The sequence below is a fragment of the Streptomyces sp. NPDC020742 genome (assembly GCF_040641675.1).
Taxonomy (GTDB): Bacteria; Actinomycetota; Actinomycetes; order Streptomycetales; family Streptomycetaceae; genus Streptomyces.
The window spans coordinates 88,456-102,689 of record NZ_JBFAEA010000006.1 but is presented as its reverse complement, the minus strand read 5'-3'; the positions used below and the strand labels follow the sequence as shown (position 1 = coordinate 102,689).

Genomic DNA, 14,234 nt, shown 5'->3' with positions numbered 1-14,234 from the left:
GAACCGGGGCGGTTGCGTCTCCCGGCAACTCCTCGGCACCCGCGGCGACTTCCGGACGGCCCCCGCGGAGAATCGCCGGGGAAGAAACCCGTTGGTTTCGCCTTAAATTAGAGCATGGCCTTTCGACAGCCCCCCAAACGTGACCTACGATCACGTACGAGACTGGGATTGACGCCTGAGTCGACCGGGGGGAATCGGTGACAATCGAGAGTACAGAAGGTAAAACTTTAGGCAATTCCTGTCCGGAGCCGGACCCCCGAGACGTGCTGCTCGCCTCCAGGCTCCGTGAAGCCACCGCGGAACTAGCCGAGGAGTTCGGGCGGGCGCTCCTTGAAGTGGGGGGCGTATTCGCCTCCTCGGAGGAGGCCCGGAGACAGGCGCAGGGCCAGCTCATGCAGGCGGTCGTCGACACCGCCGATGTGCTCAGTGGTCGGCGCCACGACGAGCTGCCCGGCATCGAACTGAGCCGGGAGATCGGCCTGGACCGCGCCCGGCAGCAGATCCCGCAGGCCGAGTCGCTGGCTGCCGCCCGGCTGCTGTTCCGCACCGTGATCGACTGGGCGATCCGGCAGGTCACCGAGGTCGAGCAGCTGCGCGGCCACTCGCTGAGCGGCTTCTTCACCGAATTCAACTCCTCGATCATCCACCGGATCACCGAGGCGCAGGCCTGGTACGCGGCATATCTGCGCAACGAGATCAACCACGCCCACCGCAATGAACGGGCCCGGATCGCCGGGGATCTGCACGACCAGGTCAGCCACGGCGTGGTCGAGGGCAAGCTTCGGCTCTCCTCCTTTCTGGCAGTGCGCACGATCGACCCCGACCGGGCGGAGCGTGAGATCGCCCAGGCCGGCGAGGTGCTGAACACCTCGCTGGCGATGATCCGCAACCTGATCGGGGACTTGCGATCGGAGGTCCACGACCTGCGCCAGGCGCTCCAGGCGCTGGTCACCGGACCGGAGCTGGACGAGATCTCCCTCGACGTCGAGGTCAACGGCGACCAGAGCCTGCTGCCGGAGCGGGACCGTACCGAGACCTTCCTGATCCTGCGGGAGGCCGTGCTCAACGCCGTGCGGCACGCCGACGCCGACACGGTCGAGGTCGTGGTGGACGTGGGAGAGACCCTGCTCACCGCGACCGTCGAGGACGACGGGCGAGGCGTCGAGGTCACCCGCCGGAACCAGCCGGCGGAGGCCGGCGGCTACGGGATCACCGGAATGCACGAGCGCGCGACCCTCCTGGGCGGCCGGCTGACCGTCGGGCCCCGCCCCGGCGGAGGTACCCGGGTGACGTTGCTCCTTCCACTGGCCGCAGGGGCGGGGCGATGATCCGTCTGGCGCTCGTCGACGATCATGTGCTGTTCCTGGACGGGCTGCGCGGCATGTTCGAGGCGCAGGACGACATCGAGGTCGTGGGCTCGGCGGGGGACAGCAGGGCCGCGCTGGAGGTCGTGCGGGAGACCCGGCCGAACGTACTGCTGCTCGACGTCTCCATCGTCGGCGCGCCGGTCACCGAGACCGTGGCGGCGGTCCGCAGCATCTCCCCGCAGACCCGGATCGTGGTGCTGAGCATGCAGGACGACGCCCGCCTGGTCACCGAGTTGATCGCACTGGGCATCTCGGGCTACCTGCTGAAGAGCGCGAGCTGGGAGGAGCTGCTGACTGCCGTACGGATGCCGCGCGGCCACGACGACCGGCTGATGCTGTCCATCTCCCGTCGCAGCCTCATGGAGTTCGCCGAGCTCGCCTCCACCGCACGGCACGGGACGCTGTCCAAGCGGGAGACCGAGATCCTCATGCTGACCGCGGTCGGGCTGAGCAACATCCAGATCGGCAACAAGCTGGGGCTGACCGAGGCGACGGTCAAACGCCATCTGCACAACGTCTTCGGCAAGCTCGGTGCCGCTTCCCGGATCGATGCCGTCAACCGGGCCAAGGAGCTGCGGCTGATCCCGGCGAGCACGAGCGGTCATCGCTAGGGCGTTCCTAAAGAAACGCCCTGGGGCGGAACGTCACACTCCCGTCGTTCGCCCGGGGCGGGCGGGAGTGTGACGGCAGGGCCTCGGGCAAGGACGGTGCGGCCGTCCTCGGCCGCGACCGCGCCACCGCGCCGGGTCCGAGGGTCCGGTCGGCGCAGGCCCCTGCTACGCCTGGTCCAGCTGTTCCTTCCACCACCACGGTTCGTCCCGGTACCACGCGACGGTGTCGGACAGTCCGCGCTCCAGCGGGATGCGGGGCTCCCAGCCGAGCTCCGTACGGATCTTGCTGGCGTCCAGTGAGTAACGGCGGTCGTGGCCGGGCCGGTCGGCAACCCGCACCACCCTGCTCTCGTCCGCGCCGCACAACTCCAGCAGCTGCCGGGTCAGTTCCAGATTGGTCAGCTCCTCGGCGCCGCCGATGTTGTAGATCCCGCCGGGCTGCCCGTCCTCCAGGACGCGGTGCACGGCCCGGCAGTGGTCGTCGACGTGCAGCCACTCGCGGACATTGCCGCCGTCCCCGTAGAGCGGGACCGTACCGCCCGACAGCAGGCGGGTGACGAAGCGCGGAATGAGCTTCTCCACATGCTGATGGGGCCCGTAGTTGTTGCAGCAGCGGGTGAGGACCACATCGAGCCCGTGGGTCCGCCAGTACGCGCGGGCGATGAGGTCCGATCCGGCCTTGGCGGCGGCGTACGGGGAGTTGGGCAGCAGCGGGAAGTCCTCGGTCCACGAGCCCTCGTCGATCGTGCCGTAGACCTCGTCGGTCGACACACAGACGATCCGCGGCACCCCCGTCCGCCGGACGGCCTCCAGCAACGTGTGCGTGCCGACCACGTTGGTCTCCACGAACTCCGAGCCACCGCGTACCGACCGGTCGACGTGCGACTCGGCGGCGAAGTGCACCACGGCGTCGTGTCCGGGCAGCAGCTCGGTCAGCAGCGCCCGGTCGCGGACATCGCCCTCGACGAACTCCAACCGGGGGTGCGTCCCGGGCAGGTTGGCACGGTTTCCCGCGTAGGTGAGGGCATCGAGCACGGTGACGTGGGCGCCGTCCCACCCGGGGTATCCGTCGGCCAGCAGGGTCCGGACGTAGTGCGAGCCGATGAAACCGGCGCCACCGGTGACCAGGATTCTCACGGCACCTCCACCTCGGCGTGGTCGCCGATGACGAGCCGGCGCGTGGGGGCCGTCGCGGCGGTGATGTCCGCCTCCCGGCCGATCATCGACCCGTGCAGGCCCTCGACGTGCCGTACCGACGCTCCGTCCAGCACGATCGAGTACTCGATGCCGGCGCCGAGCAGGCTGCAGTCCCGGCCGAGCGAGGTGTACGGGCCGACGCGGCTGTCGCACACCACGGTGCCGGCCCCGATCACCGCGGGACCGACGACCGTGGAGCCGACGATGCGTGCGCCCGGCTCCACCACCACCTCGCCCCGCAGCGTGCTGGCCGTGTCGACCTCGCCCTGGACCCGGCCCTTGAGCCGTTCCATCAGGACCCGGTTGGCCTCCAGCACATCGTCGACCCGCCCGGTGTCCTTCCAGTAGCCGAGGAACTCCGTGGCCCGTACGTCGCGGCCCTGGGCGAGCATCCATGACAGTGCCTCGGTGATCTCCAGCTCACCACGTGCGCTCGGCCGGATCGCGTCCACCGCCTCGTGGATGGCCGGGGTGAAGAAGTAGACCCCGGTCATGGCCAGGTCGCTGCGGGGACGGGCGGGCTTCTCCGCCAGCGCGACGATCCTGCCGTCGGCGTCCAGCTCGGCGACTCCGAACTCGCGCGGATTGGCGACCCGGGCGAGGACGATCTGCGCGTCCGGCCGGTGCCGGGCGAACTCGGCGGTGGCGTCGGCGATGCCGTCGGCGAGGATGTTGTCGCCGAGGTACATGACGAAGTCGTCGTCGCCGAGGAAGTCGCGGGCCAGCCGGACGCAGTGGGCCAGCCCCAGGGGCTCCCGCTGCGGGATGTAGGTGACCTTCAGCCCGAAGTCGCCGCCGTCGCCGACCGCACCCTTCGTCTCCTCGCCCCGGGCCCCGATGATCATGCCCACCTCGGTGACGCCGATCTCCGCGAGGTCGGCCAGGCAGTGCATGAGCACCGGTCGCCCGGCCACCGGGATGAGCTGTTTGGCCATGGTGTGGCTCAGCGGGCGCAGGCGGGTTCCCGAACCGCCTGCGAGAACCAGAGCTTTCATGCTCGTACCTTCCGTGTCGGATGCGCCCCGGGCTCACGGGGCGCGGGGGTTACCAGGAGTGCAGGAGCCCGCGTGCGTCGAACTGCTCGACCCGCACGTCGGACGGCGACAGGACGGCGAGCGCGGCCTGGTACTCGCCGTCCGGGACGTCCTTCAGGAACGGGCGGGGCCGGAGGTCGAACATGCGGGTGCCGCCCGGCAGGTCGGGACGTCCGGGGTAGGCGGTCAGCCGGCCCCCGCGATCGAAGGCGACCGCGTTCATCGGCAGCCGCAGCCCCTCACCGGTGGCCTTGAGCACCGCCTCCTTGCGGGTCCACATGCGGAAGAAGGCCTGGGGCCGCTGATCGCCGGGCAAGGCCTGGAACCGGTCCAGTTCCGCGGGGTCGAGCACCCGCTTCGCCAGGCGCGCGGGCTTGGCGGGGTCGACCGTCTCCACGTCCACGCCCATCTCGGCTCCGGTGGAGACGGCGACCGCGATCAGACCCCCCGAGTGCGACACCGATGCGTGCAGCTGCCCCTCCCGCAGGCGCGGGCGCCCGTGCGGGAGGTCGCAGTCGGGGCAGTCGCGGCCGAAGGTGAGCAGATGCGGCGCCCTGCCCAGCATCCGGCCGGACGCCAGGCGCAGGAGGGCGGCGCCCACGGTGAAGCGTGCCCGGTCCTCGCTGCGCCGGTAGTTGGCGCGCCGCCACAGCTCCACGGAGTCGAGCAGGGACAGCAGCCGTTCGTGCTGGTGGTCCGGTCGCGCCCACCAGACCTCGCAGCGCACGGGGGCCGACACGGCGGTGACGGTCATGGTGTGATCAGCGCTTCCAGGTCATCGATGAGGCGGTCCAGGGCGGGCAGTGCGTGGAGGTGCCGCTGCATCCTGCGGGCGGCGGTCCGCCGGCCCGGGGCGTCCAGCGCCTGCCGGACCGCCCCCGCCATCGCCTCCCTGGTCGCGGTGGCGAGCGGGACGGTGCGGGAGAGACCTGCCGCGGCGAACAGGGCGGCGTTGTGTCGGTGGTCGTCCAGCACCGGGACGGTCACCATGGGCACGCCGAGGCGCAGGGCTTCCTTCATGCTGTTGAGTCCTCCATGGGTCACGAAGAGATCGCAGCCCTCCAGCATCAGCGCCTGGTCGACGAAGTCGACGAGGTGGACGTTGGGTGGGGAGCCGTGACCGCTCATGTCGGCGCCCGCGCCCAGGGCCAGGACGGCGGTGCAGTCCACGTCGCCGAGTGCGGCGATGGCCTCGTCGACGAACCGCGCCGAGCCGGGCAGGCCGTACACCACCGTGCCGAAGGCGGCGAAGACCAGCGGCCTGGACAGATCGAGCCCGGCCAGCCAGGACGGCAGCCGGTCAGCGGCCCGTTCGGCGTTGATGTGCCGGTAGCAGCGGGTGTTCGGCAAGAGCAGCTCCGACGCGCCGAGCTCCGGGGGCAGGAACCCGGCCGTCAGAAAGCGGTGGAGGCGCTCCCCCTGGGGATCGCTCGGCAGTCCCAGCTCCCGGCGGCCCTCGTCGAGGACCGGCCCGAGGGCGGGGCCGGTGACCTCGCGCAGCCCGCCGAAGGAGATGACCGCCGCGTGCGGGACGTCGAGCGCCTCGGCGGCCAAGTAGCCGCCGAATTCGTCCAGTTCCCGCACGATGAGGTCCGGACGCCAGCCGTGCCCGAGGATGTCGGCGGCGGTCCGTCGGGCGATGTGCCCGGCAAAGGCCCGGGTCAGCGGCTCGCCCAGCGAGCGGAAGGTGTCGGCCGCCGCCGCGAAGTCCAGGTCGGCGTAGCCGTCGGGCAGCATGCGGTAGACGTCGTAGCGCCAGTCGTACCCGCCGACCAGGTGCGGCAGCCGGTACGCGGCCAGCTCGGCCGCCAGGCAGGCGGGCGCGGAGACGGCCACGGTGTGCCCGCGCAGCAGGGCGGCGTGCGCGATCGGCACCAGCGGGCGCAGGTGTCCGCTGGCGGGCTGCGTGGTGAACAGGATCCGGCTCATGACTCCCGCCCTGCGAGCTCGGCCAGTTGGTCGGCCACCTCGGCCGCCGACGGCTGCTCCGCCATCTCGCGCCGCAGCTTCTCCGCGGTCGCCCGGTACCCGCCGTCCCGCAGCAGCAGATCGGCCTCGGCGCGGATCAGCTCGGCGGTGGCCCGGCCCGCGAACAGCTCGCGGCCGGCACCCGCTTCGGAGATCCGGCGCCCGTTGAAGACGTGGTCGGTGAAGCGCGGCAGGACGAGCTGGGGCACTCCGGCCGCCAGCGCGGTCATCACCGCACCGCCGCCGCCTTGGTGGACCAGCAGGTCGCAGTCGGGCAGCAGCAGGTGCAGCGCGATCCGGTCGACCAGGCGGGCACGGGGTGGGAGCGGTCCGTCCGGCACCGCTCCCGCGCCCACCGCGACGACATCGGCGTCGACGTCGGCGAACGCCTCCAGCGCGACGGGGGTGAGAGCGGCTTCCGGCCCGCCCCACCGCGTGACGGCGCTGCTCTCCACCACGCAGATCCGGGGCCGTTCGGCGGGCCGGGTCAGCCAGTCCGGAACGACCGCGGGGCCGTTGTAGGGCACGAACCGCATCGTGAGCCGCTCTACCGGCGCCTCGACCTGGAGGGAGGGTGGACAGGGGTCCACGGTGATGTCACCGAGGGTCTCCACCCCGGGTATCCCGAGGCGCCCGCACAGGTCGGCCAGCGCTTCCGGCTCGAACTCGCGGGTCCGGCAGGTGTAGTCCATGCCCCAGATGTGGCGGACCGCCGGTATGCCCAGCCGCGCCGCGACCAGCGGACCCGCATACGTCGTCGGGTCGAAGACGATGAGGTCGGGCCGCCAGTGCCGGGCGAGGTCCAGCGTGTCGTCGAGCATGGCCTCGGCGATCCGCTTGTACGTGATGACGTTGCCGGTTCCCCAGCGCCGCATCTCCTCCCATTCCACCGGCCGGTCCTGCCGCACCAGCCAGGAGAAGTACCGGCCCGCCATCGCACCGACGTCCACGTCCCGGCCCACCTCGGCCGCGGGCAGCCCCGCCCCGGTGATCGCCCCGGTGAGCGACGGCTGGCTGGCGACCAGGACCTCGTGCCCGGCCGCCCGCAGCGCCCAGCCGAGCTGAACGCACGGGAAGAAGTGCGACGGCCAGGCCCAGGTGACGAACAAGACACGCATCGTGGCCTCCCAACCTCGTCGCGCCACCGTCGGGCCGCCCGGTCGAGCCGCGATCCAGAACGGTTCGCCCCGGCGGACGTCCACGAGGGGCCGGCCGCCCGCCGACGGGCCTCGAACCGGATGCGATCGCCGCCGCGCACGCTGCGGGCAATGAGGGCTTGGGAGGTAAACGATGACCGTTGACACCAACACCGGGCCGGTCCTGGAGATGCTGGCGTCCGTACTCGGCCTCTCGCCGGAGGAGATCGCCGAGCGGGCCGCCGAAGAGTCGTTCCTGGGACTGGGCGGCAACTCGGTGTCCGCCATGGACTTCTCCGCCTCCGCCGAGGAGGAGCTCGGCCTGGTCATCGACGTGGGCCGGCTCCTCGGCCTCGCGCCGCTGGCCAAGGTGATGGCCGACGCCGTCCCCGGCGGGGCCGGGGACGCCCCGGTGCACGCCGGGCCCTTGCTGGAGCTCAGCCGCCCGGTGGTCCCGGAACAGGACGGCTATCTGAGCGCGGACCGTCTGATGGGCGGCACCGCGCTGCACCAGGTCGTCAGCGGTGAGCTGTTCGGGCCGCTGGACGAGCAGGCGCTCACGACGGCCCTGGACTGGCTGGTGGCCCGGCACGAGGCGCTGCGCACGGTCTTCGAGGAAGCGCCCGACGGATACCGCCGTCGTGTGCTGCCGGTCTGGCGGCCGGCCCTGATCCGCCAGAGCCTGCGCCCCGCCCCCGGCACCGATCCGGTCGGGACCGTCGAGGCGACGGTGGTGCGGGACGCCCGCCGTATGGCCTCGGCCTTCGGCCGGCCCGCCCGGCCCTTCCTGCTCACCCGCTTCGACGATGAGCACCACCTGTTGACGCTCGTCGTCCACCACGCGGTCGCCGACCTCCGCTCCGTGGGCGTGCTCTGGGAGGAGCTGGCGGCCTACTACGCCGCCGAGTGCGCCGGCGTCGCGGTCGGCCTGCCGCCCGCTCCCACCCCCGACGTCCTGCAGGAGCGGCACGACCGGGACGCGGGGAGCCTGGAGGCGCTCGGCCGGCGCAGGCTCGCCGAACTGAGCGACTACCCCACGGTCGTGGAGGTGCCCGTGGACGCCCCGCGCCCGGCCCGGTTCGACTTCCGGGGCGGCCGGATTCCCTTCGGGCTCGGGCCGGGTGCCCGCGACGCGGTCGACGACCTCGTCGCGCGGGCCGGGATCACGCACAACTCCGTACTGCTCGCCGCCTGGCAGCTGGTCATCGCCCGCCGGGCCGCGCTGAACCGGTTCCTGGTCGGCATCAGTGTCGCCCGGCGGGCCGAGGCCGCCACCCGGCGCCTGGTCGGCCCCTGTGCAGCGCTGGTCCCGATCCGCTGCGACCTCGATGACGCACGGACCGTCGAGCACTATCTGCGCCGGACCTCCGCCGCGGTCGCCGAGGGAGTGAGCGCCTCCTCGGTGCCCTTGGGCGTGCTGAGCCGGGGGCTGCGCGCGCACGCCGACGGGCGCCGCATGCCCCTGGTCCAGGTCGCCTTCTCGGGTCAGGACGCCTGTCTGCCCGGCGAGTTGGCGGCTGCGGGACTGCGCATGAGGGTGCGGCAGGCGTTCAACGGATCCACCGGTGCCGATGTGACGCTGCTCGTACAGCGCTGGGGCGCCGAGCCGGAGCTGGCCGTCGAGTACGCCACCGGGGTCATGTCGGCTGGCGAGGCGGCCGGGCTGGCCGAGGCCGTCGAAGCGACCCTGCTGGACCTGGCCGGGCACTACACCGAACCGCTGGGACGGGTACGGGGGATGTCCGGGGACCAGCGCCGCCTGCTGGCGGAGCTGCGCCGCGCCGACCCGCGGACGTCCCCCGAGTCGCCCGCCGAGCCGTCGGGGATCTGGCACTGCCTGGAACGCCGCGCTCTCGATCAGTGGGACCAGCCCGCGGTCAACGACTCCGCCCGCGATCTCTCCCTCACCTACGGAGAGCTCGTCCAGGCCGCCGCCGACCAGGCCGGTGTGCTGGCGGCCGGCGGCCTGGGCGAGGGCGACACCGTGGCGATCGCACTGCCCCGGTCCGCCGACGAGGTGATCACCGTGCTGGCGGCCCTCCGGCTGGGCGCGGTCTGCCTGCCGCTGGATCCGCAGAGCCCGCCGGAGCGACTCGGCCGGATCCTCGGTGCGGCCCGGCCGGCCGCGGTCGTCGGCACGGAGGAGACCCTGCGCACGTTCCGCCCGCTGCTGCCCCGGGGATGTGTGCCGCTGCCGGCCGGGGGGCCGGCGCCCACGGCACCGGCCCTGGTCCCGCCGGCGCCCGACGACCCGGACCGGATCGCCTGTGTGCTGCTCGCTCCAGGGGCCGGCGCGGAGTCCGGCGCGCCGCAGGGCGTGCTGGTGCGGCAGCGCGCGCTGGTCCGCCTCGCCCTGGACGGCGGGATCGCCGGCTACCGCCGCGGTGACCGGGTGCCGCGGCTGGCCCCGCTCGGCTCCGGCATGTCCGCGCTGGAGCTGTTCGGCCCGCTGCTCAACGGTGGCACCGTGGACGTCTTTCCCGACGAGCCGCCACGGCCCGAGGTGCTGGCCGCGTTCTTCAAGACCTACGACACCAGCGTGGCGGTCCTGCCGTCCGCGGTGTTCCGCGCCCTGGTCGAGCACCGGCCCGACGCGTTCACGGCCGTACGGCGGGTGCTGGTCGGCGGTGACGCGCCGCCCCCGGAGCCGGTGCGGGCCCTGCTGCGGCGCCATCCGGGCCTGGCCGTCTCCCACGTCCATATCCCCACCGGGAACGGCCTGGTCACGACGCGACACGAGCTCGTCGACGCATGTGAGGCCGACGGCCCGCTGCCGCTCGGCCGTCCGGTCGCCGGGACGGAGGTGGTCGTACTGGACGAGCAAGGCGGTCTGGTGCCGCCGGGCGGCACCGGTGAGCTGTGCGTCCTCGGCGACGGGCTCCCGGCCGGGTACCTGAGCGACGCAGACGACACCCGGGAGCCCTTCGGCACGTTCGAGGGCGAACGGTGTCACCGGTCGGGAGACCTGGTGCGCTGGGACGGCCACGGGCGGCTGCGCTTCCTCGGCCGCCTCGACGGACAGGTGCGGATCCGCGGCTGCCGGGTGGAGCCGGAGGAGGTCCGCGCCCGGATCGCGGCCCACCCCGCCGTGGCGGACGTGGTGGTGGCGGCGGTCGGCACCGGGCCGGACACCCGCCGGCTGCTGGCCGCCGTGGTGCTGCGCACACCGCTCGACGACCCGTTGGACGAGCTCCGGCGGTTCGCCGGCGAGGGATTGCAGCGCCTGATGATGCCCGAACTGTGGGCGGTGGTGGAGGAGATCCCGCTGACCTTGTACGGCGGGCCCGACCTGGGCCGGCTCGCCGCCCTGGCCGTGCCCGCCTGCCCCCATCTGTAGACCTCCCTCCGCGCCAGCCGCGGAAAGCCATGTGAGCGGAAGGTGCCATGACCTCGATCCTGCGCGGCCCGGTTCTCGACGCGGATGACCGCCGTCGCATCGACCGGTGCGTCGGCCACTGGGCCGTCACCACCCCCCAGGCCCCGGCGGTCCGGTACGGGGATGCGGTGCTGGACTACCGGGAGTTGGACCACGGGGCGACCCGGGTGGCCGCCGGGCTGACCGCCGCGGGGGTGGAGCCCGGCGACGTGGTGGTGGTCCGGATGCCCCGCGGCCCGGAGCTCTACCAGGCGCTGCTGGCCGTCCTCAAATGCGGTGCGGTCTATGCCGCCCCCGAGATGGCCTGGCCGGCCGCCCGGTGTGCCCAGCTCGCCGCGTACACCGGGGCCCGCTGGTTCGTCGGCGGCGACCCCGGCGCGGGACCGGACCCGTTCGCGGGAGACGCCCAAGCACTGGACTTCACGGTGCTGCGCTCCTGCGAGGCGGCCTTCCGCCCGGTCGACGGGGACACCGACGACCCGGCGTGTGTGTTCTTCACCTCCGGCAGCAGCGGAACGCCCAAGGCCGCGCTCGTCAGGCACCGTTCGATCCTGCGGATCGCGCGCGACCCGCTGCTCGGCCTCGGCAGGGCCGGCGACGGCCTGTGCATGCTGCAGGCGGCGCCCAGCCCCTGGGACGCCTTCGCGATGGAGCTGTGGTCGCCACTGGTCCACGGCGGCACCGTGGTGGTGCACCGGCAGGGCCGGCACAGCCATGTGCAGCCGTACGACGTGCGTGCCGCCGTGGCGTCCGGGGTCAACCACCTCTTTTTGACCACCGCGCTGTTCAACGTGGTCGCCGAGACCGACCCGGCCGCGTTCGCCGGCCTCGACGTCCTGATGACCGGAGGCGAGCGGGCCTCGGCCGGGCACTTCGCACGCGTGCGGGCCGCTGCCCCGGGGCTGCGCGTCCTGCACGTCTATGGTCCGGTGGAGAGCTGCGTCTTCACCAACGCCTACGAGGTGCCCGCCACCGGGATCGCCGACGACGTCCCGGTCGGCCACCCGATGGCCGGGACCACGGTCTACGTCCTCGGCCCGGACCGGCGGCTGCTCGGCCCGGGCGAGGTCGGCGAGATCGCCGTGGCCGGGGAGGGCCTGGCCCTGCGCTACGCGGGGGCCGATGAGCTCACCGCCCGCGCCTTCCCCGTACTGGAGCCCGAGCCCGGCGGCGGTCCGGTCCGCGTCTACCTCACCGGCGACTTCGGCCGCATCGATCCGGTGCACGGGCTGGTCATGTTGGGCCGCCGGGACCGCCAGGTGAAGATCCGCGGGATGCGCATCGAGCCCGCCGAGCTGGAGGCCGCCCTCACCGCGCTGCCGGAGGTGACGCGGGCCGCCGTGGTGCCGCTGCCGCACGGTGCGCCGGTCAAGACCCACCTGGCCGCATGTGTGGTGCCCGCGCACCCGGCCGGGCCGGACCTCGGCGCCGCGGTCAAGGAGGCGGTCACCCGCGTGCTGCCCCCGGCGTTCGTCCCCGACTTCGTGGTCGGCGTACCGGACCTGCCGCTGAACCCCAACGGCAAGACCGACGCGGCGGCGCTGGCCGCACTCGTGGAGGAACACCGCGCCGCGGAGGCCGCCGCCCGCGCCGAGGCGGCGTCAGGGGAGGAGCTGCCGGAGGGCGTACGGGCCGTCATGTCCCTGGTGGCCGGGCTGCTGGGGGCCCCGATCGGTCCCGACGACGATCTGTTCGAGGCGGGCGGCACCTCCATCACCGCGATCCGGATCGCGCACTGGCTGACCGAGAGGTCCGGCGTACGGACCACCGCCGCGCAGGTGATGGGCCAGCACACCCCGCGCGGCCTCGCGGCCCTCCTGGACGGGTCGGCCACCGGGCGGGCCGCTGCACCGTCCGGGGAACCGTCCGAGCACCGCTGGCTGGCGGGCCTGCCGGTGCCGCAGTGGAGATTCTGGTACCTGTCGGTCACCAACCCCGGGAGCGGTGACGCCCACTGCCCACTGGAGTTCCACCTGGAGGGCGCCGTCGACGGCCCGGTGCTCGCGGCCGCGCTCCGCGAGGTGATCCGCCGTCACGAGGCGCTGCGGACGCTGCTGCACCGGGTGGGGGCGCGCGGGGTCCGGGCCGAGGTGATCGACGCCGCCGACGTACCGGACGTCCTGCGCCTGCGGACGGCGTCCGGTGCGGACGAGGCCGCACGGATCGTCGCGGAACTGCTGGACGAGCCCTTCGACTTGACGGAGCGGATCCCGGTCCGTGCCGCACTGGTCTCCTTGTCGCAGACCCGGCACACCCTGGCCCTCTCCCTCCACCACACCGCGTTCGACGGATGGTCGGCCGACCTCCTGTGCCGCGATCTGTCGGACGCCTACCGGGCGATCGCCTCGGGGACGGCCCTGCCGTGGACCGCCCCGACCCGCTATGCCGCGAGCTGGCTGCGGCAGGACCTCGCGGAGAGCGCGGCGGACCGCGCCGACCTGCTGGACTGGGGCCACGCCCTGCTCGGCGTCCCGGACCTGCCGCTGGCCGGGAAGGGGGAGCTGGCGCCGTTCGCCCCGGTCGAGGAGGTGCCGATCGAGGTGCCGGCGGAGCTGTACGGCGCCGCCGAGGCCGTGGCGGCCGAGCGCGGCGGCACCGCCCGGGCCGTCCTGCTGGCGGCGTGGGCGCGGGCGCTGCGCCGGCTGACCGGCGCCGACGACCTGGCGATAGGCGTCCCCGTCGCCGGCCGCACCAGCCCGGAGTCCGAGCAGGTGATCGGCTGCTTCGCCAACGCGGTGACCTGCCGGTTCCGGGGCGGCCCCGGCCAGGACCCCGAGGCCGACCTGGCGGCCGCACAGCGGGAGTTGGGCCTGGCGCTGCGGTTCCAGTTCCTGCCGACCGAACGGGTGCTACGCGCCGAGGCACCCCGTGACCGCACCCGCAACCCGTTCTGTCAGGCCGGTTTCGTCGTGCAGAACAACCGGGCCGCCGTGCTCGACCTGCCCGGTGTGCGCGCGACCGAGCGGCGCCGGGCCCGCACCCGGTCCAGTTTCGAGATCACGCTGGAGCTCACACAGGGCGCGGACGCGCCCGCCGCCCGCCTGTGGTACCGCACCGACGTGCTGTCGCAGCGGGCGGCACAGGAACTCGCCGGCCGGTGGCGGGACGAGCTGCGCACCCTCACCTCGGCACCGGGGTCGCCAGCTACTGAACGATCCTTGAACCCGCCTCTACCCGGCAGGGCGACGGTGAGGACATGACCACCCGAAACCTGATCGTCGCCCGGCTGGACCAGCGTCACCGCGACCGCGTGGCGGAGCTGTTCGCCCGGTCCGACGAGTCGGAGCTGCCGGAGCTGCTGGGGGTGCGGCGCCGCACGCTGTTCACCTTCCACGACCTCTACTTCCACCTGGTGGAGACCGACGAGGAGCTGCGGCCCCAGCTCGGCGAGGTGCACCAGCACCCGCTGTTCCGCGAGATCAACGAGGGTCTCGCCCCCTACGTCAAGCCCTACCACCCGTCCTGGAACGAGCCCAAGGACGCCCTGGCCTCGCCCTTCTACCAGTGGCGCCGTGCGTGAGGGCTCTGGCCCGAGTGAGGAGTGT

10 protein-coding genes are annotated in these 14,234 nt (G+C 73.2%); 5 read left to right on the top strand and 5 right to left on the bottom strand.

Translation table 11 applies throughout. The annotated features are described in order from the left end of the window. The first annotated feature begins 263 nt into the window (after window positions 1-263). Window positions 264-1,328 (top strand): ATP-binding protein, encoded by a 1,065-nt coding sequence (locus AB0G84_RS13640; protein WP_361319424.1) that lies wholly within the window; start codon window positions 264-266, stop codon window positions 1,326-1,328. Then, window positions 1,325-1,978 (top strand): response regulator transcription factor, encoded by a 654-nt coding sequence (locus AB0G84_RS13635; protein WP_361319422.1) that lies wholly within the window; start codon window positions 1,325-1,327, stop codon window positions 1,976-1,978. The genes AB0G84_RS13640 and AB0G84_RS13635 overlap by 4 nt, the downstream gene beginning before the upstream one ends. Before the next feature lie 165 nt (window positions 1,979-2,143). Here the strand turns inward: AB0G84_RS13635 and rfbB are convergent, their stop codons facing one another. Genes rfbB through AB0G84_RS13610 form a run of 5 tightly spaced genes read right to left on the bottom strand, consistent with a single transcriptional unit; the run spans window position 2,144 to window position 7,295 of the window. Beyond that, the gene (gene rfbB, locus AB0G84_RS13630) at window positions 2,144-3,115 is read right to left on the bottom strand and encodes a dTDP-glucose 4,6-dehydratase (RefSeq protein WP_361319420.1); all 972 of its coding nucleotides are present in this window, start codon (window positions 3,113-3,115) and stop codon (window positions 2,144-2,146) included. Beyond that, window positions 3,112-4,170: a glucose-1-phosphate thymidylyltransferase gene (locus AB0G84_RS13625; RefSeq protein WP_361319418.1), complete on the bottom strand. Its 1,059-nt coding sequence runs from the start codon at window positions 4,168-4,170 to the stop codon at window positions 3,112-3,114. Before AB0G84_RS13625 ends, rfbB begins: the two co-directional genes overlap by 4 nt. Before the next feature lie 49 nt (window positions 4,171-4,219). Beyond that, window positions 4,220-4,963: a 4'-phosphopantetheinyl transferase superfamily protein gene (locus AB0G84_RS13620; protein WP_361319416.1), complete on the bottom strand. Its 744-nt coding sequence runs from the start codon at window positions 4,961-4,963 to the stop codon at window positions 4,220-4,222. Beyond that, window positions 4,960-6,138, bottom strand: a complete 1,179-nt coding sequence (locus AB0G84_RS13615; protein WP_361319414.1) for a glycosyltransferase — start codon at window positions 6,136-6,138, stop codon at window positions 4,960-4,962. The genes AB0G84_RS13620 and AB0G84_RS13615 overlap by 4 nt, the downstream gene beginning before the upstream one ends. Then, window positions 6,135-7,295: a nucleotide disphospho-sugar-binding domain-containing protein gene (locus AB0G84_RS13610; RefSeq protein WP_361319413.1), complete on the bottom strand. Its 1,161-nt coding sequence runs from the start codon at window positions 7,293-7,295 to the stop codon at window positions 6,135-6,137. Before AB0G84_RS13610 ends, AB0G84_RS13615 begins: the two co-directional genes overlap by 4 nt. Before the next feature lie 172 nt (window positions 7,296-7,467). On the opposite strand from AB0G84_RS13610, the gene AB0G84_RS13605 reads away from it, so the two are divergent. From AB0G84_RS13605 to AB0G84_RS13595, 3 genes are read left to right on the top strand one after another with little or no spacing between them, the layout of a single operon-like run. Further along, window positions 7,468-10,650: an AMP-binding protein gene (locus AB0G84_RS13605; protein ID WP_361319411.1), complete on the top strand. Its 3,183-nt coding sequence runs from the start codon at window positions 7,468-7,470 to the stop codon at window positions 10,648-10,650. Between the two features lie 47 nt (window positions 10,651-10,697). Continuing rightward, complete coding sequence (locus AB0G84_RS13600; RefSeq protein ID WP_361319409.1) at window positions 10,698-13,889, top strand: AMP-binding protein; 3,192 nt, start codon at window positions 10,698-10,700, stop codon at window positions 13,887-13,889. Beyond that, complete coding sequence (locus AB0G84_RS13595; RefSeq protein ID WP_361319407.1) at window positions 13,886-14,209, top strand: TcmI family type II polyketide cyclase; 324 nt, start codon at window positions 13,886-13,888, stop codon at window positions 14,207-14,209. The genes AB0G84_RS13600 and AB0G84_RS13595 overlap by 4 nt, the downstream gene beginning before the upstream one ends. Window positions 14,210-14,234 lie beyond the last annotated feature (25 nt).